17 protein-coding genes are annotated in these 22143 nt (G+C 71.3%); 12 read left to right on the top strand and 5 right to left on the bottom strand.

Features of this window, described 5'->3' with window-relative positions; genetic code table 11:
• Positions 1 to 65 precede the first annotated feature (65 nt).
• The 10 genes from ACZCAH_RS02970 to ACZCAH_RS02925 all read left to right on the top strand — a co-directional run bounded on the left by ACZCAH_RS02970 (position 66) and on the right by ACZCAH_RS02925 (position 10963).
• A complete protein-coding gene (locus ACZCAH_RS02970) occupies positions 66 to 1916 on the top strand; it encodes an ABC transporter substrate-binding protein (RefSeq protein WP_464339644.1) in 1851 nt (616 codons plus the stop codon).
• 61 nt (positions 1917 to 1977) lie between these two features.
• Positions 1978 to 2934 carry an ABC transporter permease gene (locus ACZCAH_RS02965; protein WP_329746723.1) on the top strand — a complete coding sequence of 319 codons (957 nt, stop codon included), beginning with the start codon at positions 1978 to 1980 and terminating at the stop codon, positions 2932 to 2934.
• Between the two features lies 1 nt (position 2935).
• Complete coding sequence (locus ACZCAH_RS02960) at positions 2936 to 3937, top strand: ABC transporter permease (RefSeq protein ID WP_464339643.1); 1002 nt, start codon at positions 2936 to 2938, stop codon at positions 3935 to 3937.
• Complete coding sequence (locus tag ACZCAH_RS02955) at positions 3934 to 4869, top strand: ATP-binding cassette domain-containing protein (protein ID WP_464339642.1); 936 nt, start codon at positions 3934 to 3936, stop codon at positions 4867 to 4869. Before ACZCAH_RS02960 ends, ACZCAH_RS02955 begins: the two co-directional genes overlap by 4 nt.
• On the top strand, positions 4866 to 5714 hold the full coding sequence (locus ACZCAH_RS02950; protein ID WP_464339641.1) for an ABC transporter ATP-binding protein: 849 nt from the start codon (positions 4866 to 4868) through the stop codon (positions 5712 to 5714). Before ACZCAH_RS02955 ends, ACZCAH_RS02950 begins: the two co-directional genes overlap by 4 nt.
• A gap of 112 nt (positions 5715 to 5826) precedes the next feature.
• Positions 5827 to 6483: an HAD-IA family hydrolase gene (locus ACZCAH_RS02945; protein ID WP_464339640.1), complete on the top strand. Its 657-nt coding sequence runs from the start codon at positions 5827 to 5829 to the stop codon at positions 6481 to 6483.
• Positions 6484 to 6493: 10 nt separating this feature from the next.
• The gene (locus ACZCAH_RS02940) at positions 6494 to 7063 is read left to right on the top strand and encodes a maltokinase N-terminal cap-like domain-containing protein (RefSeq protein WP_464339639.1); all 570 of its coding nucleotides are present in this window, start codon (positions 6494 to 6496) and stop codon (positions 7061 to 7063) included.
• A 579-nt stretch (positions 7064 to 7642) separates the two neighbouring features.
• The gene (locus ACZCAH_RS02935) at positions 7643 to 8566 is read left to right on the top strand and encodes a carbohydrate ABC transporter permease (protein ID WP_464339638.1); all 924 of its coding nucleotides are present in this window, start codon (positions 7643 to 7645) and stop codon (positions 8564 to 8566) included.
• Positions 8563 to 9504, top strand: coding sequence for a carbohydrate ABC transporter permease (locus ACZCAH_RS02930; protein ID WP_464339637.1), 942 nt, complete (start codon positions 8563 to 8565; stop codon positions 9502 to 9504). The genes ACZCAH_RS02935 and ACZCAH_RS02930 overlap by 4 nt, the downstream gene beginning before the upstream one ends.
• 91 nt (positions 9505 to 9595) lie before the next feature.
• Positions 9596 to 10963, top strand: a complete 1368-nt coding sequence (locus ACZCAH_RS02925) for an ABC transporter substrate-binding protein (protein WP_464339636.1) — start codon at positions 9596 to 9598, stop codon at positions 10961 to 10963.
• A 90-nt stretch (positions 10964 to 11053) separates the two neighbouring features.
• Here ACZCAH_RS02925 and ACZCAH_RS02920 read toward each other — a convergent pair whose 3' ends face one another.
• The 5 genes from ACZCAH_RS02920 to ACZCAH_RS02900 all read right to left on the bottom strand — a co-directional run bounded on the left by ACZCAH_RS02920 (position 11054) and on the right by ACZCAH_RS02900 (position 16247).
• Positions 11054 to 12451, bottom strand: a complete 1398-nt coding sequence (locus tag ACZCAH_RS02920) for a multidrug effflux MFS transporter (protein ID WP_464339635.1) — start codon at positions 12449 to 12451, stop codon at positions 11054 to 11056.
• Between the two features lie 131 nt (positions 12452 to 12582).
• Positions 12583 to 13623 carry a lysostaphin resistance A-like protein gene (locus ACZCAH_RS02915; protein WP_464339634.1) on the bottom strand — a complete coding sequence of 347 codons (1041 nt, stop codon included), beginning with the start codon at positions 13621 to 13623 and terminating at the stop codon, positions 12583 to 12585.
• A 98-nt stretch (positions 13624 to 13721) separates the two neighbouring features.
• Positions 13722 to 14486: a queuosine precursor transporter gene (locus ACZCAH_RS02910; RefSeq protein WP_464339806.1), complete on the bottom strand. Its 765-nt coding sequence runs from the start codon at positions 14484 to 14486 to the stop codon at positions 13722 to 13724.
• Positions 14487 to 14557: 71 nt separating this feature from the next.
• Positions 14558 to 15367, bottom strand: coding sequence for a GH25 family lysozyme (locus tag ACZCAH_RS02905; RefSeq protein ID WP_464339633.1), 810 nt, complete (start codon positions 15365 to 15367; stop codon positions 14558 to 14560).
• Between the two features lie 67 nt (positions 15368 to 15434).
• Entirely contained in the window at positions 15435 to 16247 is an 813-nt protein-coding gene (locus ACZCAH_RS02900) for a TetR/AcrR family transcriptional regulator (protein ID WP_464339632.1), read from the bottom strand.
• Between the two features lie 196 nt (positions 16248 to 16443).
• Between ACZCAH_RS02900 and ACZCAH_RS02895 the strand changes: the two genes are divergently transcribed.
• Both ACZCAH_RS02895 and ACZCAH_RS02890 read left to right on the top strand, forming a co-directional pair.
• Positions 16444 to 19236, top strand: a complete 2793-nt coding sequence (locus ACZCAH_RS02895) for an MMPL family transporter (protein ID WP_464339631.1) — start codon at positions 16444 to 16446, stop codon at positions 19234 to 19236.
• The gene (locus ACZCAH_RS02890; RefSeq protein WP_464339630.1) at positions 19233 to 22115 is read left to right on the top strand and encodes a YhgE/Pip domain-containing protein; all 2883 of its coding nucleotides are present in this window, start codon (positions 19233 to 19235) and stop codon (positions 22113 to 22115) included. The genes ACZCAH_RS02895 and ACZCAH_RS02890 overlap by 4 nt, the downstream gene beginning before the upstream one ends.
• Positions 22116 to 22143: the final 28 nt, after the last annotated feature.

Below are 22143 nucleotides of genomic sequence, written 5' to 3'. Positions count from 1 at the left end.
TGTCAACGGATCAGAGCTGATCCGCGGCTCCAACGGTGGAGCCCTTCCTGAGAGGCAGTGGTCCCATGTCCCACCGCGGTACTCCCGGCGAGTCCCCTCGCATCACGCTCCCCTCCCTTCCCTCGACCCGGCGCGGCTTCCTCGCCGCCACCGGAGCCGTCGGCGGTGTCGCGGCTCTCGCGGCCTGCGGCGGTGCCACCGGCGGAGGCGGCAACTCCGGCGGCTCGGACGCCGGGGGAGACCTGCCCGGCGTCGGCAACAACGGTGCGGCCGGCAGCGGCCGCAAGGGCGACGGAGCGGATCAGCTGTTCATCGCCGGCTTCCAGTGGAGCCCGCCCACCAACTTCAACACCTTCGCCGGCTCGCCCGCCTGGCCCGCCTCCGCGAACGTCGCGCAGTACATCTACGAGACCCTGCTCCGCTTCAACATCGTCACCGGCGAGCTCAAGCCCGGTCTCGCCGCCTCGCACGAGGTCGACGGCACGAGCACCATCACCCTGACCCTCCAGGACGGCATCACCTGGCACGACGGCAGCGAGTTCACCGCCGACGACGTGCTCTACACCTTCGAGCTCGGCAAGATCGACCCGGGCCTCGGCGTCGCCTCCTTCTGGGTCGAGGTCGACGAGATGACCGCCGACGGCAACACCATCTCCGTCGCGATCAACCAGGACCGCAAGAACGTCGGTACCGTCCTGAACTCCCTCGCCACCCAGTTCATCGTCCCCAAGGCCGTCTTCGAGAAGGCCGCCGCCGAGACCGGCAACAAGATCGCCTCCTGGGAGACCACCGAGGCGATCGGCACCGGGCCCTTCACCCTTGAGCTCGCCGACCAGACCCAGATCATCCTCGCCCGCAACGACTCCTACTGGGGCCAGGAGTTCTACGGCGGCCTGCCCGCGATGACCAAGATCATCCACCCGATCTTCAAGTCCAACGAGGACGGCAACCTCAAGTTCCAGAACGGCGAGCTGGACGTCATGCAGCAGTTCGTCCCGCAGATCTGGAAGATGTGGGAGAGCGGCAAGCCGGTCGGCACCTACCTCCGCGAGGCGCCTTACTACACGCCCGGCTCGATGCCGATGCTGCTCATGAACACTGCTCGCCCCGGCCTCGACGACCCCGCCGTGCGCAAGGCCCTCGCCCACGCCGTCGACTACGCCTCGATCTCCGAGACCGCCATGTCCGGGTACTCCTCCCAGGTGCTCGCCTCGCTGATCATCCCCGACGGCGCCGAGGACCAGTGGCTCGACCGCGACAAGGCCTCTGCCGACGGGTGGACCTACGACGCGGCCAAGGCCGAGCAGCTCCTGCAGGAGGCCGGCTACGCCAAAGGCGGCGACGGCTTCTACGCCAAGGACGGCGTGAAGCTCGGCCCCTGGAAGCTGATCACCCCCCAGGGCTGGACCGACTGGAACGCGGCGCTCGAGATCGTCGCCAAGAACCTCCAGGCCATCGGCGTGGACGCGGCGACCAACTTCCCGCAGCAGGCACAGACGCAGTCCGCCATCCAGAACGGCGACTTCGACATGGCCTGCTGGTACGTCGCCGGCACCGGCCCGTCCACTCCGTGGCTGCGCTTCAGCGACGTCATGAGCAACGTGGAGATGGCCCCGGCGGGCCAGACGGCCTACCGCAACTACGGCCGCTGGGAGAACGCCGAGGTCAACGATCTGCTGCAGGCCGCCGCGGCCGCCGCGGACGACGCCACCAAGCTCGAGGCCCTCACCGCCCTCGATGACCTGTACCGTGCGGAGGTCCCGGCCTTCCCGCTCATGTACCGTCCCGACGAGTTCTTCGAGTTCAACGCCACGAACTGGGCGAACTGGCCCGCCGAGGATAACGACTACGCGCCGCCGATGTTCCGCGGCGCGGGCAACGAGTGGATCTTCAAGCTGCAGAAGATCGGCGGCTGACTTACCCGTGGTTCTCGGCCGTTACATCCTGCAGAAGACAGGGTGGTACCTGGTCGCGCTGGTGGCAGCAGTGAGTCTCAACTTCCTGCTGCCCCGGCTCGTCCCGGGCAACCCCGTCGACGTCATCGTCTCCAACCTCGCCCGTGGCGGATCCGTCACCGGCGAGCAGCAGAAGGCGATCTACGAGAGCTTCGTCGCCGAGTTCGGGCTCGACGCTCCCCTCTGGCAGCAGTTCCTCACGTACCTCGGCAAGGTGTTCACCGGGGACCTGGGGACCTCCTTCGCCAACTATCCCGCCTCGGTGAACGACCTCGTCGGCCAGGCGCTGCCCTGGTCCGTGGCGGTCCAGCTGCCGGCGATCCTGATCGGCTGGATCGTGGGCAACCTGGTGGGCGCGGTCGCCGCTTTCCGCGGCGGCAACTGGGACCGCAGCGTGTTCACCTCGTCGCTGTTCCTGTCCTCGATGCCCTACTACTGCCTCTCGATCCTGCTGCTCTACGGGCTCGCGGTCGTGGCCGGCGTGTTCCCGGTGGGCGGCGCCTACTCGCTCGGGCTCACCCCAGAGCTGAGCGTCGAGTTCCTCTGGGACGCGATCAGCTACTACTGGCTGCCGTTCCTGTCGCTGGTGATCGTGTTCATCGGCGGCCAGGCGGTCGGTATGCGCTCGATGGCCATCTACGAGCTGGGCGGCGACTACGTCAACTACGCGCGGGCGATGGGCATCAAGGACAACACCATCACCACGTACATCTTCCGCAACGCGATGCTCCCGCAGATCACCGGTCTGGCGCTGTCCATCGGCACCCTCGTCGGCGGCGCGCTGATCACGGAGCTGGTGTTCAACTACCCCGGCGTCGGCACCCTGCTGTTCAACGCGATCGCGCAGAACGACTACCCGGTGATCCAGGCGATCACGCTGATCATCACCGTGGCGGTGCTCGCGGCGAACTTCGCCGTCGAGATCGTGTACGGCATCGTCGACCCGCGCATCCGTGCGGCCAAGAGCGGGGAGAAGTGAGATGTCGACTCCGAACGCCCCGGTGACCGACGAGGTCACCGCCCCCCGCTCCAACCCTTTCCGCACGATGAACTTCTCCACCCGTTTCTGGATCTCCCTGGTGCTCGTCGCCGGTGTGGTGCTGCTCGGGCTGGCGGGCCTGGTCTACCCGACCGGGTCCGGGGAGAAGGTCGGCTCGCTCTACGACGCGCCCGGCAACGGGCTGATCCTGGGCACCGACAACTTCGGGCACGACGTGCTCGCCGTGCTCATGGCGGGGACCCGTACGTCTCTCATCATCGGCCTGGTCGCCGGGCTCATCGCGACCCTCATCGGCGTCACCGTGGGTCTCGTCGCCGGATTCGTCGGCGGCTGGATCGAGGAGCTGCTCATGGGCATCACCAACGTGGTGCTCGCGATCCCCTCGATCATCGTGCTGATCCTGATCTCGATCTCGCTCCCGCAGAGCAGCATCTGGTCGCTCGCGGTGGTCATCGGCATCACGTCCTGGCCGTGGACGGCCCGCGCGGTGCGGGCCCAGGCGTCCTCCGTGGCGACGCGCGAGCACATCGACGTCGCCCGGCTCTCCGGGGCGCGCCTGCCCAGCATCCTGCTGGTCGACGTGCTCCCGTACATCCTGTCCTACGCGGTGATGGCCTTCGTGCTGCAGGTCTCCGGCGCGATCCTCGCCGAGTCGGCCCTGTCCATGCTGGGCCTCGGCCCCTCGGGCACCGACTCGCTGGGCACCCAGCTCCACTGGGCGCTCGCCTTCCAGGCGGTCGCTTCCGGTGCCTGGTGGGCGTTCCTGCCGCCGACGATCGTGCTCACTCTCGTCTCCTTCGGCTTCCTGCTCCTGCAGGCCAGCCTCGACGAGGTCTTCAACCCGCGCCTGCGGCGCGGCAAGAAGAAGCAGATGAAGGCCGCCGCGGCGCGCCGGGCGAAGGAGGCGGCGGCCCTCGCCGCCGCGACCCCGTCGGCCGCCTCCGGCTCCGCCGTCCCCACCGGCCCGGGAGGTGCCGCATGATCCCGCAGGACCCGACCGAGCATCCGCGCTCGGCGCCCCTGCTCGCCCGCGCCACCGACGTGCGCTCCGTCTACGGCGGCGGCGAGAAGGACTTCACCGCCGTGGACGGCGTGAGCCTCGAGCTGGGGGAGGGGGAGATACTGGGCCTGGCCGGGGAGTCCGGCTGCGGCAAGACGACGCTCGGCAACACGCTCGCCATGATCGCCACCCCGCCCCTGTACGTCCTGTCCGGCACCCTCGAGATCGACGACGAGGTCATCGACCTCTCGACCCTCTCGCCGGCGGACGTCAAGCGTCATCGGCCCTATCGCGGCAAGACCGTCTCGATGCTCCCGCAGGGAGCGATGAACGCGATCAGCCCCACGGTGCGGATCCGCAGCCTGGTCCACGACGTGATGCGGGCGCACGACCCCCGGGCCACGAAGGACGAGTCCCTCGACCTCGCCCGGGACCGGCTGAAGATGCTCGAGCTTCCCGTGCGGGTGCTGGACTCGTACGCGCACCAGCTCTCCGGCGGCATGAAGCAGCGCGTCATCACGGTCATCTCGACCCTGCTGAACCCGCGCCTGCTGATCGCCGACGAGCCCACGAGCGCCCTGGACGTGTCCAGCCAGCGCATGCTCGTCGAGATGCTGCTGGCGATGGTCGAGCAGCGGATCATGTCCGGCGTGGTCTTCGTGACCCACGACCTGCCCGTCCTCTCGCAGGTCTCGGACAAGCTCGCGATCATGTACGGCGGCTCGATCATGGAGACCGGGCCCACGCGGCAGCTGGTCGAGGATCCACAGCACGATTACACCAAGAAGCTGCTGTCTTCCGTGCTCGACCCGACGAAGGATACCCGGGACCGCGGCAGGGACCGGGGGAGCGGCAAGGTCGTGCGGCCCGCCGCTGCAGCACGGACCGTCACCACGGCAGGGGAGAACTCATGAGCGAGAGCACGACCTCACCCGACGACGGCGGGATGATCACCCGCAGCGTCTCCACCGAGTCGCCGCTGCTGTCCTGCCACAACGTCACCAAGCGGTTCTCGGTGGCCGGCGGTCACATCACCGCGGTCGACGACGTCAGCCTCGACTTCCCCGAGGCGAGCGTGCTCGCCGTGGTGGGGGAGTCCGGCTCGGGCAAGTCCACCCTGGCGAGGATGCTGCTCCGGCTGATGCCGGTCACCTCCGGCACGATCACCTTCCGCGACCAGGACGTCACGACCCTGCGCGGGGCCGAGCTGCGTCACTACTGGTCCGAGGTGCAGGCCGTCTTCCAGGACCCGTTCTCGTCCTTCAACCAGTTCTTCACCGTCGGCTCGCTGCTGCGCCGCAGCCTCAAGCTGGCCCAGGTGGGGAAGGACGAGGGCGACGCCCTGATCGAGGAGTGCCTCGGCTACGTGGGGCTCACCCCGAAGGAGGCGCTGCACAAGTATCCGCATCAGCTCTCCGGCGGACAGCGGCAGCGCGTCATGGTGGCGCGCGCGCTGATGATGCGCCCCAAGGTGCTGCTGGCCGACGAGGCGACCAGCATGCTGGATGCGACGCTGCGCGTGAACGTGCTCAACGTGCTGCACGACCTGCGGGCCGAGCTGGGCCTCACGGTCCTCTTCATCACCCACGACATCGGGCAGGCCACCTACCTGGCCGACCGGGTCGCGGTGATGGAGCACGGCAAGGTGGTGGAGAGGGGCAGCACCGAGGAGGTCATCTTCTCGCCGCAGGCCGAGTACACCAAGCGTCTGCTCGCGGATGTTCCCGACCTCCGCGGGAGCCTCAAGCCGCGCGCCTGAGCACCGGGTCGACGGCCGACGGGGGACCGCCTGCGGGCGGGGTCCCCGTCGGCCGTCGATCGCTGTGCGTGACCTGCTGCGCTCGACAACGCGGGCCTGGCACCATCGGTGCATGGCAGCGACGAGCATCATCTGGGACCTCGGCGGAACCCTCGTGGACACCTATCCGGACGTGGACCGGGCCCTCGTGCGGGCCCTCGAGGAGCCGCTCACCCCGGCCCGCCTGCACGAGGTGGCGCTGCTGACGCGCATGTCGAGCGCCCATGCGATCTCGGTTCTCGCCGAGCGCTACGGCGTGCCGGAGGAGACGCTGCAGGCGGCGTACGACGCAACCAAGGAGACCTGGCGGGTGCAGCCCGCCCCGGTGATGGACGGGGCGCGCGAGGTGCTCGCCGCGGTGCACGCCGGGGGAGGGCTGAACCTCGTCGCCACGCACCGCGACCGGCACAGCGCGCTGACTCTGCTGGAGGGTCTCGATCTCGACGTCGACGACATGGTGTGCGCGCCCGACGGCTTCCCGCGCAAACCCGATCCGGCGATGCACCTGGCCCTCCTGGAGCGGCACGGCCTCGATCCGGCCGCAGTCCTCGCCGTGGGGGACCGGCCGGTGGACGTGGCCGCCGCGCAGGCCGCCGGGATCTGCGGGGTGCTGCTCGGCACCCCGGGGGTGCCGCTGCACGCCCCGGGCGCGCGGCGGATCGACGGGCTGCGCGAGCTGCTGGAGGAGCTCCCGGCGGGGGAGCGAGACGGCGCGGGCCCGCGCCGGTAGCGTGGTGGCCATGGCAATCCTGCACCCCGCGACCCTGCATCCGTCCAAGGCCGAGCTCCTGGCCGACTTGCTGACCACTCGATCCTGGGGCGAGCTGGGGGAGCTGCGCCTGTTCGGCGCGTACCGCTTCGACGATCCCGAGGGCGAGGTGGGTGTCGAGTGCCACCTGGTGGAGGTCGGGGAGACCATCTTCCACCTGCCGCTGACCTACCGTGCGGCGCCGCTGTCAGAGGCCGGCGAGGACGCGCTCGTGGGCACCATGGAGCACTCGGTGCTCGGCACCCGCTATGTCTACGACGGCCTCGCCGACGAGGTCGCCCTGGAGTGCTTCGCCCGGGCGCTCGCCGGGGAGCAGCAGCAGGCCGAGCTCGAGGTGCATGCGCCCGACGGCACGACGACGCGCCGCGAGCAGACGGTGCAGCTGCGCCTCGAGGTCGACGAGGGGGAACAGCCGCCGAGCCTGCAGTCGCTCGAGGACGGCGAGCCGTTCACCATCGCCCGCACGATCGGTGATCTCGACGGTGCTGTGCGCCTGGTGGCCCGCTGGGCCGACGGTGAGGGCGTCGTCGCCGCGTGCTGAGCGCAGAGTCTCGCCGCTGAGGATTGACGAACGCTGGCTCCGGACCGCCTGTTGGCGCCCAGTGCTGCCTTCGGACCGCCTGCTGGCGTCGAGTGTTGCCTTTGGACCGCTCTAGCGGGCTCGTAGCGGTCCAGACGCAGCACTCGGTGTCGTCTCGACGTCGAGGACGGCGCGCTCGAGGTCTGCGGCGTCGAGGACTGCGTGCTTGAGGGCGGCGAGACCGGGGAGGGGCTGCGCTGCGGCACAACCACGTCTTCCACGGTCGACTTTACATAACGTACATTATCGGCGGCGCGCGCAAGGTGGGCGCGGACGGGGTGTGGAGGGTCGGCGGAGACGGAATGTGGGAGGCGGGCGGAGAACTGCGCAGCGCGCGCTGACCAGCGCACTCGGAGCGTCGAGCGCCGCCGCGGGCGGAGTGTGTCGCACGGGTCACAGTGCTGGGGACGAGTTCACCGGGCGTTCGCCGAACCGCGGCGCCTCGGACACCGGCGGGTCGTCGGCCCGACACGGACGTCACCTGGGATGGTCCACGGCCGTTCAGCGGAACGGCCTCTGCCTTCCGAGAACGAGGTGCGCATGTCCAGCACGAGTGCCGCTCGGGATGTCCGGCTCCGGCCCCGGCTGTCCTCCCGCCGCCGCCGCGAGGCGCTGTGGTTCCTGGTCCTCGCACTGCCGAACATCGCCCTGATCATCCTGTTCACGTACCGGCCGCTGCTGACCAACGTGTACTACTCGATGCTCGACTGGACCCTCGGTTCGACCAGCGCGAGCTTCATCGGCCTCGCCAATTACGTCGAGTTCTTCTCCTCGCCGCAGGGACTCGACTCGATCCGCATCACGATCGTCTTCACCCTCGTGACCGTCGGCGGCTCGATGGTGCTCGGCCTGCTGCTGGCCCTCGCCCTGAACACCAAGATCCCCGGCACCTCGCTCGCCCGCTCGGCCGCCTTCGCCCCGTACGTGCTCTCCGGCGTCGGCGTCGGTCTGGTGTGGCTGTTCATCTTCGACCCGAACTTCGGCGTGCTCGCCTGGTTCCTGCGGCAGATCGGGCTGGCCAGCCCCCAGTGGGTCCTCGACCCGGACATGGCGCTGATCATGGTGATGATCGTGTACGTCTGGAAGAACCTCGGCTACTGCGCGATCGTCTACCTCGGCGGCCTGCAGTCGCTGCCCCTGGAGGTCATGCAGGCGGCCTCCCTCGACGGCGCCGGTCCCCTGCGCCGCTTCTGGTCGATCAGCCTCCCGCTGCTCTCCCCCACGACGTTCTTCCTGCTCATCACCACAATGCTGTCGAGCCTGCAGGCCTTCGACATCCTCCGCGTCATGACCCCCACGGGCCGCGGCACCAACGCCATGATCTTCGAGAGCTATCTGCAGGCCTTCGGCGGCTACTCCCGCGCCGGGTACTCGGCGGCGATCTCCGTGGTCCTCTTCGTCATGCTCCTGGTGATCACCGTGGTGCAGATCCGCTTCGTCGAGAAGAAGGTGCACTACGCATGAGCGCTCCCGCGACCGCCCCCGCCTCGGTTCCCTCGGTCGCCCCGCAGGGCGGCTCGACCGCCCCGTCGGCCGTGCTCCCCCGCCGCGCGAACGGGCCGTTCTCCGCGCAGAACCTGGTCGCGACGATCACCACCGGCTACGTGCCGCTGATCCTGTCGACCGCCGTCGTGGTGCTGCCGCTGCTGTGGATGGTGATCAGCTCCTTCAAGGCGCCCACCGAGATCCTCACCAAGGACCTCGTGGTGCTGCCCTCGGAGCCGACGCTGCACAACTACCGGGTGGCCGTGACGACGGTGCCGATCCCCCGCTTCTTCCTGAACTCGGTGATCGTCACCGGCGTCGGCTCCGCGCTCAAGGTCGTGCTCGCGATCATGACCGCCTATGCGCTGGTGTTCCTGCGCTTCCCCGGCAAGAACTGGATCTTCCTCGGCATCCTCGTCGCTCTCATGGTGCCGCCGCAGGTCGCGATCCTGCCCAACTACGTGCTGGTCGCCGGCTGGGGTGGTGTGAACACCTACTGGGGCATCATCCTTCCGGGCCTCGGCACGGCCTTCGGCACCTTCCTGCTGCGCCAGCACTTCCTCACGATCCCACCCTCGATCCTCGAGGCCGCGAGCCTCGACGGCGCCGGTCACTGGCGATCCCTGTGGCGGATCGTGGTGCCCATCTCCCTGCCGTCCATCGCCACGGTCGCGCTCGTGACCATCGTCGGCGAGTGGAACGACTACATCTGGCCGCTGATCATCACCACGAGCTCCGACATGATGACCCTCCCCGTGGGACTGACAGCCCTGCAGAACTCCGAAAGCAACACGGGATCGGGCTGGGGGATCCTCATGGCCGGCACGGTCCTGGTGATCGTCCCCGTGCTGGTGGTCTTCGCCGCGCTCCAGCGCTACATCGTCTCGGGCCTCACCCAGGGCAGCGTCACCGGCTGATCCGCGGGCCCGAGCCCCCGTGGCACCGCTCCCCTGCGGCGCCGCACTCCTCCCGCAGGACCCACCCCCACCCGTCCCGAAAGGACACCCCATGACCCGTCTGCCCCGCACCCCGCAGCAGCTGACCGCGTCCCGACGCGCCCTCCTCGGCCTCGGTGCCGCCGGCGCCGGCGCCCTGGCCCTCGCCGCCTGCGGCGGCCCCTCCGTCGGCGGCGGCGACTCGGCCGCGAGCGACGCCGGCGGCGAGGAGGTCGACTTCTCCGCGATCGAGCCCGCGACCGAGATCGCCTTCTGGACCAACCACCCCGGCGGCTCCAAGGACGTCGAGGCCGAGCTCATCGCGGCCTTCACCGAGGAAACCGGCATCACCGTCAACCACGTCACCGCGGGCTCCAACTACGAGGAGATCGCGCAGCGCTTCCAGACCGCGCAGGCCGCGCAGGACGACCTGCCCGCGGTCGTGGTCCTCTCGGACGTGTGGTGGTTCCGCTACTTCATCAACGGCAACATCGCTGCGCTCGACCCGATGATCGAGCAGCTCGGCATCGACGTCGCCGACTACCGCGACTCGCTCGTGGCCGACTACCAGTACGACGGCAAGCAGTGGGCGCTCCCCTACGGCCGCTCCACCCCGCTCTTCTACTACAACAAGGACCACTTCGCCGCCGCGGGCCTCCCGGACCGCGCCCCGGAGACCTGGGCCGAGTTCGAGGAGTGGGCACCGAAGCTGACCCAGGGCGATGTCGCCTACATGTACCCCGACCTCGCGGGCTACGCCGGCTGGACCCTCCAGAACGTCCTCTGGGGCCGCGGCACCGCCTGGTCCGAGGAGTGGGACCTCGCCGCCATCACCTCGCCGGAGAACGTCGAGGCCTTCCAGTGGGTGCAGGACTCCGTGTACTCGAACGGCTGGGCCCAGGTGTCCTCGGGCGATTCGGCCGACACCTTCGCGGCGGGCGTCTGCTCCACCACGATCGCCTCCACCGGCTCCCTCGTGGGCGTCCTCGAGGCCAGCTCCTTCGAGGTCGGCGTCGGCTTCCTGCCGGCCGGCCCGGTCGACGGGCCCGTCTGCCCCACCGGCGGCGCGGGCCTCGGCGTGCCCGCGTCCATCACCCCGGAGGAGCAGCTCGCCGGGGCGATGCTGATCGAGTTCATGGGGCGCCCCGAGTCCACCGTCGCCTTCTCCGGTGCGACCGGCTACATGCCGATCCGCAAGAGCGCCGACGTCACCGAGCTGCTGGAGACCACCCCGCAGATCCAGACCGCGATCGACCAGCTCGAGGTCACCCGCACCCAGGACTACGCGCGCGTGTTCCTCCCGGGTGCCGACCAGGAGATGGCCAACGCCGTCGGCACGATGCTCACCGCCGAGGGCGATGTGGAGCAGGCCCTGACCGACCTGCAGGCGACCCTCCAGGGCATCTACGACGCGCAGATCGAGCCGAACCTCCCGGCCTGATCAGTCCCCGCCCCGGCACCCGCCGGAACGACGACGGCGCTCCCGGGATGTTCCCGGGGGTGCCGTCCGCGCTCGTCTGAGCTGCGGGCGTCAGGCGGTCGCGCGCGCCCCTGCCCCTCGCCCGGCGGCGACGAAGAAGGCGCTCGAGACCAGGGCGCCGAGGAGGATCGCGAGAGCCATCGGCAGCGAGGAGTGGGTGCCGGCGAGGCCGACGAGGGGCGCCGCGATCGAGGCCGAGAACGAGAAGCCGAGGCCGAGCATCGCCGAGCCGGTGCCCGCGAACTCCCGCGCCTGGTCGCTCGCGAGCGCACCGCCGTTGCCGAGGATCAGGCCCTGCGGGGCGACGGTGAAGAAGAACGCCGGCAGCACGATCCATGCGGGCGACCCCAGGAAGAGGCTGCCGATCAGCAGCACGGAGCTGGCGATGATCACGATGATCAGGCCCACGCGGATGATCGAGCGCGGATGGATGGTGCGGGTGAGCCGCGCCGAGAGCAGCGAGCCGGCCATCATGCCCGCCGAGTTGATCGCGAAGCTGATCGAGTAGGCGGTCGAGCTGAAGCCCAGCATCTCCTGCACCACGAAGCTCGACGCCGAGACGTAGGCCATCACGGCGAAGGCCGAGAACGCGTTGACCAGCAGGTACGCGACGAACTGGCGTCGGCCGAGGAGCACCCGGCAGTTGTGCAGGAAGGTGCGGAAGCCGCCGGCGTGACGGCGGCTCGGCGGCAGCGACTCGGGGATGAGGAAGATGGTCCCGAGCAGCGAGATGAGCGACATCGCGGCGATGATCAGGAAGATCTCCCGCCACTGGCCGACGAGCAGGATGAGCCCGCCGAGCAGCGGCGCGACGATCGGGGCGATGCCGCCGATGCCCTGCATGAGGTTCATGATCCGAAACAGCTCGGGGCCGTCGGTCATGTCGATGAGCACGGCGCGGCCCAGCACCATGCCGAAGCCGCCGCCGATGCCCTGCAGCACCCGCATCGCCATGAGCAGCTCGGCGCTGTCGGCGAGGGCGCAGCCGATCGAGGCCAGCAGGCACAGCACGATGCCGATGAGCAGAGGGGTGCGCCGTCCGAGCCGGTCCGAGAGCGGACCGGCCACGACCTGGCCGGTCGCGGTGCCCAGGAAGAAGGCGGTGATGGTCAGCTGCATCCGGGTCGCCGTCGTGCCGAGGTCGTCGGCGACGTCGGGGAAGGCGGGGATGTACATGTCCGTGGCGAGCGGACCGATCGCGCTGAGGGTGGTGAGGACGACGATCACCAGGACGGTGACCTTGGATCGGGTGCGCCGCAGCTCCTCCTCGGTGGGGAGGTGGGCGATGTCGTGGTCGGCCGGGTCCTCGAGGACCGGGATCGCGCCGGTGATCGTAGGGATCTGACCGGTGACGGTCGGCACCTGACCGGTGGTGACCGGCACCTCGGCGGTGCGGGAGAGCGGCTCGTCGGCGTCGTCAGGGCGGGGGGAAGGGGCGGCGGGTGCCACGGGGGTCCTTTCGGGCGGGCGCGGGCGAGCCGGGAGGGATCCGTGGATCCGACCCGGCTCGAGGACACGATGCTATGCCCGTCCCGGCCCGACGAGGAAGGGGTCCATCGGGCGAGATTCCCACGCGGGAGTCACACCGTGGGCTGCGACTCCACATCGTTGCGGATCTGCTCCGTCGGGAGCGGCGCGCTGCGCTCGACGCGCGAGCGGCGCCGCTCGAGCAGCCACACGATGCCGACGAGGAGCAGATCGACCCCGATCATGAGCAGCATGATCGGCCCGCCGGCGCCGGCAGAGCGGTCGATGACCATGCCGCCGCCGCCGGTCATCAGCGCGCCGAGGACCATGGCGAGCAGGTTGTTGACCACGTGGAAGGCGATGGGAGCCTCCAGGCCGCGGCTGATCAGCGCCATCAGCGCCCCGCACAGGCCGAAGGCCACGTAGTAGGCCATGAGCCAGAGGTCCCCCGCGCCGTGCGAGAGGCCGAAGACGATGCTCGAGAGGGTGATGCCGACGGCGAGGGCGAGCCGCTCGGGGCGGATCCACGAGGCGATCGCGGGGGTCATGACGCCGCGGAACATGAGTTCCTCGGCGGCGGCCTGGAGGGGCGTGCTCAGCAGGGCGACGACCACCAGGGCGATGGTGGTGCCGGTGACGGTGATCTGTACGGACGGGTCGAGCAGCGAGGTCCCGCCGAGCACGAGCCCGAGCGGGAGCACGAAAGCGGCCGCATAGAGGCCGAGTCGGCCCCAGCTGAAGGCTCGCGGATGGCTGAGGACGGAGCGCAGTGGCACGCGGCCCACGAACCTCGTCAGCAGCAGGCCGACGACGGCCGCGACGACCAGCGAGAGGTTCAGGGCGAACAGGCCCAGCGGTCCGATGGAGAGGAAGTCCTGCGGGTCACGGCCGAGCGCCAGGATCTCGACGAATACGGCCACGGTCATCAGCACGATCTGGGAGAGCAGCATGATCACGCCCATCGGGACGATGATGACCAGCGGCTTCCACCAGGCCATGCGGAGGTGCGCTCCGAAGCGGCGGGACGCATCGACGGCGCTCGGGCGCGGTGCCGGGGCGGTCCCCGGGCCGTTCGGGGCCGCGGCCGCGTCGCCGGCGCTGACGGCGGAGGCGGGTGCGGGAGGAGGGACGGGAGCGGGAGCTGTGGTGTTCATGCGGTCACTGTGGTCCACGTCATGCACCCCGCGACAGCTCGGGGAGGCGAGGGGCGTGCCCGACCTTCGTCGGCCCGGCGCGGCCCCCGCCCTCGCCGTCAGTCGCGGGCCGGGAGCGCCGCGAGTCGGGCCTGGTAGGTGGGATCGGTGCGCTTGAGGAAGCGGATGACCGCGGAGGTCACGGGGATCATTGCGTACTGGACGGCGACCTTGTAGGCGAATCCGAGGATCGTGTACTCGGCCCACTGCTCGATCGTGGTGATGCCGATCGCCGCCGCGGCGATGGTGCAGAAGATGATCGTGTCGACGAGCTCGCCGAGGCCGCTCGAGGTGAACAGGCGCCCGATCAGGCCCCGCTCCCCCATGCGCTGCTTCATCCGCGCGACGACGAGGGAGTTGAGGGTCTGTCCGGCGGCGAAGCCTGCGAGGCCGGCCAGGACCACGATCCACACCGGGCCCAGGGCGAGCTCGAGGGCGGCCTGCTTCGCGAGGCCGTACTCATCGGGGAAGGGCGGCAGCGCGATGATCACGAAGTAGCTGAGGGAGGCGATCACGCTCACGGTGAAGGAGGTGATCACGGCGCGGCGCGCGGCACGCGGGCCAAAGAGTTCGGTGACGATGTCGCCGAGGACGTAGGCGAGGGGGAAGAGGAAGAAGCCGCCGTCGGTGATGATCTCGAATCCGGTGCCCGGGACGGTGCCGAAGCTGACGCCCTTGGCGGCGCCGATGCCGGAGAGGATCACGACCGTGACCATGGCGGCGAGGAGGATGTCGAAGTGGGAGGAGCCCCGGTCGGCGTAGACGGCGCCGGCCGGGCGCCCAGACACGGGGGCGGGGGACGGTGCTGAGGTGTGTTCTGTGATGTTCACCGGGGCAGGCTACACAGCGGGCCGGGTCGCTCCCCCGTCGAGGTGACCCGGCCCGCAGTGCGCGATCAGATGCCCTCGGCGCCGTAGTCCTTCTCGCCGACGAAGCGGGCGAAGGAGTCCTCGCCGCCGTACCAGCGCACGGAGTCCCCCGCGAAGGGGCCGGAGTCCGAGTACTGCCACAGCTCCCAGGCCCACCAGCGGCCCGGCAGGCGGGTCGGGGCGGCGTCCTGGTAGGCGGCCAGGAAGAGCGGAGAGTTCTTGGGGGTCCAGTCCCCCACCACGTCCCGCCACCAGTAGTAGTTGGTGTAGATCACGGGGCGCCGGGTGGTGGCCTCACGGTACCGGCTGGAGAAGGTCGCGATCCATTCGCGCATCTCCTGCTGCCCGAGCCCGTAGTCCGCGGGCAGGCCCTCGTAGCCCTCGAAGTCGACCATTCCCGGGAGGGTGCGGCCGTCGTCGCTCCAGCCACCGCCGTTGGCGAGGAAGAAGTCGACCTGCTCCTCCGGGCCGCCCGAGTCGGGGCGGGCGAAGTGGTAGCCGCCGCGGACGAGGCCCGCATCGCCGGCGCCGCGGTACTGATGGTCGAAGGCGGGGCTGCGATAGGTGCGGCCCTCGGTGGCCTTGACCCAGGCGAAGCGGGAGCCGGCCGCGGCCTGAGCGGCCCAGTCCACCTCTCCCTGCCAGCCGGAGACGTCCTGGCCGTGGATGCCCGCGGCCTGCGCCGCGGGGGCGGCGAGGGCGGAGGCGCCGACGCCGAGCGCGGCGGCCGAGAGGACCCCTCCCCGCAGGAGCGAGCGACGCCCGGGATCGGTGCTCGTGGCCGGGGGCTCGGCCAGATGCTTGGGGCGATAGGGGGACAGACGCAGTGAGGCCATGGAGGTCTCCCGGGGAAGAGGGGACGTGGGGAAGGACGGTGCGGCGTCCTCCGCACCTGCGTCGACCCTAGGAGTTCGCTGGGGGCGAACCGGGGGTTTCCCTGGTGCTCGGCGTGTCGTGGGTTACGTCGTAGATCGCCGCAGAGGCCGACGGCACCGCCGCCGGAGAGGCCGACGAGGCGGACGGCGCGGCCGCTGGGGCCGACGGTGCGACCCGATCGAGCGGCTCCACGAAGGCGCGCAGTGTGCCGAGGATGGTGGTCGCGGCGAGATCGGTGATGTCCCGTCCGTCCATCTGCTCGCGCACCATGAGGTCGACGAAGACACCGATCAGCAGCTGGGCGAGATCCTCCGGCGGCAGGAGCGGCCGCTCCCCCATCGCCTCCATGCGCACGGCGAGCAGCGCACCGATCTGAGCGCGCAGGCGGCTGCGCTGGGCGGCGACCTCGAGGCGCATCGTCTCGTCCCGCAGGGCGCGAGCCACGGCCTCGGAGTACAGCAGGTACCACTGGCGGCCGAAGGGGCGGATCCCCTCGAACACCGCGACCATCACCTCGGCGTCCTGGAAGGCGCAGAGGCCGGTACCCGCTCCGCGGGCGGTGGCCTCCTGGACCGCGGACTCGACGGAGCTGTCGGCGATCGCGAGCACCTCCTCGGTCACCGAGGCGAAGAGGGCGACGAAGACCTCCTCCTTCGTCGAGAAGTTGGAGTAGAACGCCCCGCGGGTGAAGCCGGCCGCCTTCACCAGGTCGTCCACGGTCGCCCCGTCGATGCCCTTGTCCACGAAGACGTCGAGGGAGGCGCGCACGAGCTTGGTGCGGGTGTTCTCCTTGCGTCGAGTGCCCGCGGATTCCGGCAGCGGGTCGAACAGGTCGCTCATGGCGCGGTCAGGTCTCCTCGGGACGTGCGGCGGGGCGTCGCAGTGCTCGCCGTCTCACCGGCTCAGGGAACGTTGAAGCTTCTGCGGACAGGTGGATAGTATCCCACTGGATGCATTCGTGTATCGAATGCGCAGGCGTCTCGAGCGACGGGCCGCCGACCGCCCTGCCCGCTCCTGTTCCCCTGCTGGAGGCCGCGTGTCCTCGTCCCTGTACCGCCTCGGTCTGTCCATGGCCGCCCTCCGCTGGAAGGTCGTCGCCGCGTGGACGGTCCTGCTGATCGCGATCGGCGGACTCGCCGTCGGCCTCGGCGGCTCCTTCTCCACCGAGTTCCAGATCCCCGGCACCGAGGCCCAGCGCGGCATCGACCAGCTCGCCACCCGCTTCCCCGAGATGGCCGGGACCGCCGGCCAGGTGGTGCTGGTGACCGAGGACGGCTCCGACATCGACGAGCACCAGGAGCAGATCGTCGCCCTGATGGCGGACATCGCCGAGGTCGAGGGCGTCAGCGCCGCTCCGGATCCCTTCGACGACCTCTCCCCCGGCACGCGCGATGCCACGGACACCGCCCTGATCGCGCAGTTCCAGATGGACGGACAGATCGGCGAGTACCCCGCGGAGTCGGTCGACGAGATCGCGGACCTCGTCGAGGCGGCCTCGACCGACGGCCTCGAGGCGCACCTCGGCGGCCAGGTCCTGCAGAGCGCCGAGATCCCCTTCAGCGCCGGGGAGATCCTCGGCATCCTCCTCGCGCTGATCATCCTCGCCGTCGTCTTTCGCTCGTTCGTGCCGGCCCCCGTCCCGATCATCACCGCCGTGGTCGGCGTGGGCGTCTCCATGCTCGCGGTGATGGCCCTCTCCGCCGGCATGGAGATCCCGTCGGTGACCACTTCGCTCGGCGCGATGCTGGGCCTCGCCGTCGGCATCGACTACGCGCTGTTCATCCTCTCCCGCCACCGCGACCAGCTCCGCCGCGGGGACGACGTGCGGGAGTCGATCGGCGCCGCGCTCGCCACCTCCGGCAGCGCCGTGATCTTCGCGGGTCTGACCGTCATCGTCGCCCTCGTCGGCCTGTTCGTCACCGGCATCCCCTTCCTCACGATCATGGGCGTCGCGGCGGCCGGCACCGTGGCCCTGAGCGTGGTCGTCGCGCTCACGATGCTGCCGGCGATCCTGGGCATCCTCGGCGAGCGGCTGCGGCCGCGCGCCGTGCGCCGCGCCCTGGCCGAGAACGGCGGGGTCCTGCCCGCCCCGGTCGACGGCGACCACGCCGCCCCGCGCCGCGGCCTCGGGCTCACCTGGGTGCGCCTGGTGACCAAGGTGCCGCTCCTGACGATCCTCGTCGTGGTCGTCGGCATCGGCGCCCTCGCGATCCCCGCGAAGGACCTCGCCCTCGCGCTGCCGGACCTCGGCACCGAGGAGCCCGGCACCGCGGCCCGGGACACCTACGACCTCGTCGATGCGCAGTTCGGCCCCGGGTACAACGGCCCCCTCCTGGTCACGGCCGACATCATCAACACCACCGACCCGCTCGGCGTCGTCGACGAGCTGGAGGCGGACATCGCCGCGCTCGACGGCGTGCGGGAGATCCAGATCGCGACCCCCAACCGGGGTGCGGACCTCGCCGTCATCTCGGTGATCCCCGAGGGCGGCCCCACCGAGCAGTCCACCAAGGACCTCGTCGCCGAGCTGCGCGGCAGCGCGGCCGAGTGGGAGGACGAGCTGGGTATCTCCGACGTCACCGTGACCGGCGCGACCGCCGTCGGCATCGACGTGACGGACAAGCTGTCCGGGGCGCTGATCCCCTTCGGCGTCCTCGTGGTCGGTTTCTGCCTCGTGCTGCTCGCCCTCGTGTTCCGCTCCGTGTGGGTGCCGCTCAAGGCGGCGCTCGGCTACCTGCTCTCGGTCGGCGCGGCCTTCGGGGTGACCGCGATGGTCTTCGAGTACGGCTGGTTCAACGGTGCGCTCAACGTGAGCGTCAACGGGCCGGTCGTCGCCTTCATGCCGATCATGGTCATGGGAGTGCTCTTCGGACTCGCCATGGACTACGAGATGTTCCTGGTCACCCGGATGCGGGAGGAGTTCGTCCACACCGGTGACGCGAAGGGTGCGATCGAGCGCGGCTTCGTCGGCAGCGCCCCCGTGGTCGTCGCCGCCGCCCTGATCATGGTCGCCGTCTTCGGCGGGTTCATCTCCTCCGGCTGGTTCATGCTCCAGCCGATCGCGATCGGCCTCGCCGTGGGCGTGCTCGTGGACGCCTTCGTGGTGCGCATGACCCTCGTGCCCGCGGTCCTCGCGCTGCTCGGCGCCCGCGCCTGGTGGCTCCCCCGCTGGCTCGACCGCCTGCTGCCGCGGGTGGACGTCGAGGGCGAGGGCCTCGCCGGGGTGCTCGAGCACCGTCGCTGGAGCGAGGAGCACGGTGTGCACGCCCTGCGCCTCGAGGAGGCGGTGGTCCCGCTGGTCGGGGAGCGCGGTGCTCTCGGCCCGCTCACCGGCTCCGTGGTGCCGGGGACGCTGCTCGTGGTCCGCGCGCCCGACGACGTGGACCGCGCGACCTTCCTCGCCCTCGCCGCCGGGCGCGTCGAGCCCAGCTCCGGGATCCTCGCCGCGCACGACCGGCTCGCCCCCGACGACCTCGGCGCGATCCAGTCGCGGGCGCAGTGGATCGGCGCCGGCGAGGACGTCGCCGGTCGCCTGCGCCAGATCGAGGGGCACGGGGTCTCCCGCAGCGTGATCGTGATCGAGCAGCTCGCCGACCTCGCCCACGCCGCCGAGGTCCGCGACGACACCCTCGTCGAACGGCTGGACGCCCTCCTCGCCGCGGGCGCCACCGTCGTCGTCGGCTCCCGCTCCGCCGCGTCGACGGACGCCGAGCGCCGCCTCCGGGCGACCCTGCGCGAACCCGATCGACTGCTCGCCCTCGACGTGCGGCGCCACCACGCTCTCCCTGACAGCTCCCCCGCCCCTCAGCACGAAGGAGCCCTGGCATGACCCGCCTCGCCCACCCCCGCACCCTGGTCGTCGTCCTCCTGCTCCCCCTGCTCGTGGTCGGCGTCGGCCTGTGGGCGCTGAGCGGCCGCGTCGACCGGCTGGACACCGTGCCCGCCGCCGTCGTCAACCTCGACGAGGGCGCCGAGATCACCGATGCCGACGGGGACACGCAGACCGTCCCCTTCGGCCGCCTGCTCGCCGGGGCCCTCACCCAGCCGGGCACCGTCGACGGTCAAGAGGCCCCGGAGACGACCGGCTTCGACTGGCAGCTGACCAGCGAGGAGGATGCCGAGGAGGGTCTGCGCAGCGGGAAGTACGCGGCCGTGGTCGTGATCCCCGAGGACTTCTCCGCGCACCTCGCCACGATCGGCACCCCCGAGGCGTCCCGCGCCATCCTCGAGGTCACCACGAACGACGCGAGCGGCCAGATCAACGCCCTGGTCGGCACCGCCGTCGCGGACGCCTCCGCCACCACCATGGGCGGCCAGATGGCGCAGCAGTACCTCGACGGCCTCTACCTCGGCTTCAACGACCTGCAGACCGGATTCAGCGACGCCGCGGACGGTGCCGAGCAGCTCGCCGAAGGCACCTCGACCCTCGACGACGGCACCCAGGAGCTCGCCGACGGCACCCGCGAGCTCGCCGACGGCGCGGACGCCGCGGCGGACGGCACCCAGGAGTTCGCGGGCGGCGTCTGGAGCCTCGCCGACGGCGCCGACCAGACCGCGATCGGCACCCGGCAGCTCGCCGGCGGCCTGGACGAGCTGGCGACCGGGGCCGACGGCGCCGCGACGGGGACGGGCGAGCTCGCCACCGGGCTCGACACCCTCGCCGGCGGCACCGAGGACCTCGACACCGGCGTCGCCGCCCTGCAGACGGGCATGCGCGGCACCGACACCCAGCCCGGTCTGCTCACGGGCGCCGAGCAGCTCGCCGCTGGCGTCGAGGGCGACGGCACCGCCGAGAACCCGGGCCTCGTCGCGGGCGCCGAGCAGCTCGCGAGCGGCGCCGAGACCTACGCCGACGGCGTCGCGCAGGCCGGAGCGGCCGTCTCCGGGGACGGTACCGCCGAGAACCCCGGCCTCGTCCCCACCGCCCGGTCCGTGGCCGACGGCGCGGTCCAGCTCGGCGAGGGCGCGCGGCAGACCGCCGACGGCGCCGCGCAGCTCGGCGAGGGCGCCCAGCAGGTCGCCGACGGCACCGCCGCCCTCGCCCCGGGGGCCCAGGAGCTCGCCTCCGGCACCGAGCAGCTCGCCGCGGGCGTGACCGGGGACGGCACCGCCGCGAACCCCGGCCTCCTGGCCACCGCCGAAGACCTCGCCGCGAGCCTCTGCGCCGAGGACCTGGCCTCCGTCGACTGCGCCCAGGCCCAGGGCCTCGTCGCCTACGCCGAGGGGGTGGAGGCCGGCCTGACCGGGGACGGCACCGCGGAGAATCCGGGCCTCGTCGCCGGCACCCAGCAGATCTCCACCGCGCTCGCCGGGGACGGCACCGCCGCGAACCCCGGCCTCGCCGCCGGGGCGCAGGGCGTGGCCGACGGCCTCAACGGCACCGCCGAGCAGCCCGGGATCGTGCAGGGCACCGAGCAGATCGCCGACGGGATCCAGGGCACCGAGGAGCAGCCCGGACTGGTGCAGGGCGCCCAGGGCACCCTCGCCTACGCCGAGGGCGTGGGCACCGCCTTCGCCGGCGACGGCACCGCCGAGAACCCCGGCCTGGTCTCCGGGGCCGAGCAGCTCGCCGCGGGCACCCGCACGAGCGCCGACTCCGCCCCCGCCCTCGTCGACGGGGTCACCGCGCTGCGGGACGGGCTGGCCGAGTACGCCGACGGCGTCGACGAGCTCGCCACCGGCACCGGACAGCTCGCGGTCGGGGCCCGCAGCAGCGCCGACGGTGCGGGCGAGCTCGCGACCGGCATGGAGCAGCTCGCCGCCGGCACCCGCTCCAGCGCCGACGGCGCCGGGCAGCTCGCCGACGGCACCGATCAGCTGGCCGCCGGCGCGACCGAGCTCGGCGAGGGCGGCGACCAGCTCGCCACCGGCAGCCGGCAGCTCGCCGACGGCACCGACGAGCTCGCCACCGGCACCGAGGAGCTCGCCGGCGGCACCGAGGAGCTCGCCACCGGAAGCGACGAGCTCGCGACCGGCCTGCGCGAGGGCGCCGACGGCATCCCCACCTACTCCGAGTCGGAGCGGGAGCGGATGAGCGAGATGGCCGCCGACCCCGTCGGCATCTCCGCCCAGCGGGAGAACGCGGCCGACGGCGCGACCACCGCGACCTTCCCCTTCGTCGCGGCGCTCGCTCTGTGGCTGGGGGCGTTCGCGACCTTCCTGCTGCTGCCCGCCCTGTCTCGGCGTCTCCTGGACCGGGCGGTGCCGATGTGGCAGGTGGTGCTGCGGTCCCTCGCCCCGGCCCTGCTGATCGCGCTCGTGCAGACCGTCGCGGTCCTCGCCGTGCTGACGGCCGTGGGCATCGCCCCGGTGTCGCCGCTCGCGGTGGGGGTCGTGGCCCTGACCGGGTCGGTCATGTTCGTCGTCCTGCACCAGGCGCTGCTCGCGGTGCTCGGTGACCGGATCGGACGGATCGCCTCGATCCTGGTGATGGTGCTGCAGGTGGTGGCGCTGGTGGGGATCCTCCCCATCGCGACCGCTCCCCCGGCGCTGCAGGCCGTGAGCTCGCTGATGCCGCTCTCGATCGTCACCGAGGGCCTGGTGCACGCGGCTCTCGGCGGCTCGCTGGTCTCCACCTCGGGGATCCTGCTGTCGATCCTCGCGTGGGCGGCGGTGTCGCTGATCGCGACGCTGCTCGCGGCCCGTACGGCCCGCCGCGCCGAGCGCTCGGACCGGCTGCGGTTCGCGACGGTGCCCGCGATCGCCTGAGCCTCCCGGGCCCCGGCCCGAGCGCGGC

It is taken from the genome of Brachybacterium sp. B718/18 (assembly GCF_055454375.1).
Note: the sequence above shows the minus strand (reverse complement) of the source record. Positions and strands in the feature narration are given on the sequence as shown.

Coding starts and splice junctions, on each gene's coding strand:
- ACZCAH_RS02970 (WP_464339644.1), top strand. CDS start 66: ATGTCCCACCGCGGTACTCCCGGCGAGTCCCCTCGCATCACGCTCCCC.
- ACZCAH_RS02960 (WP_464339643.1), top strand. CDS start 2,936: ATGTCGACTCCGAACGCCCCGGTGACCGACGAGGTCACCGCCCCCCGC.
- ACZCAH_RS02955 (WP_464339642.1), top strand. CDS start 3,934: ATGATCCCGCAGGACCCGACCGAGCATCCGCGCTCGGCGCCCCTGCTC.
- ACZCAH_RS02950 (WP_464339641.1), top strand. CDS start 4,866: ATGAGCGAGAGCACGACCTCACCCGACGACGGCGGGATGATCACCCGC.
- ACZCAH_RS02945 (WP_464339640.1), top strand. CDS start 5,827: ATGGCAGCGACGAGCATCATCTGGGACCTCGGCGGAACCCTCGTGGAC.
- ACZCAH_RS02940 (WP_464339639.1), top strand. CDS start 6,494: ATGGCAATCCTGCACCCCGCGACCCTGCATCCGTCCAAGGCCGAGCTC.
- ACZCAH_RS02935 (WP_464339638.1), top strand. CDS start 7,643: ATGTCCAGCACGAGTGCCGCTCGGGATGTCCGGCTCCGGCCCCGGCTG.
- ACZCAH_RS02930 (WP_464339637.1), top strand. CDS start 8,563: ATGAGCGCTCCCGCGACCGCCCCCGCCTCGGTTCCCTCGGTCGCCCCG.
- ACZCAH_RS02925 (WP_464339636.1), top strand. CDS start 9,596: ATGACCCGTCTGCCCCGCACCCCGCAGCAGCTGACCGCGTCCCGACGC.
- ACZCAH_RS02915 (WP_464339634.1), bottom strand. CDS start 13,623: ATGAACACCACAGCTCCCGCTCCCGTCCCTCCTCCCGCACCCGCCTCC.
- ACZCAH_RS02905 (WP_464339633.1), bottom strand. CDS start 15,367: ATGGCCTCACTGCGTCTGTCCCCCTATCGCCCCAAGCATCTGGCCGAG.
- ACZCAH_RS02900 (WP_464339632.1), bottom strand. CDS start 16,247: ATGAGCGACCTGTTCGACCCGCTGCCGGAATCCGCGGGCACTCGACGC.
- ACZCAH_RS02890 (WP_464339630.1), top strand. CDS start 19,233: ATGACCCGCCTCGCCCACCCCCGCACCCTGGTCGTCGTCCTCCTGCTC.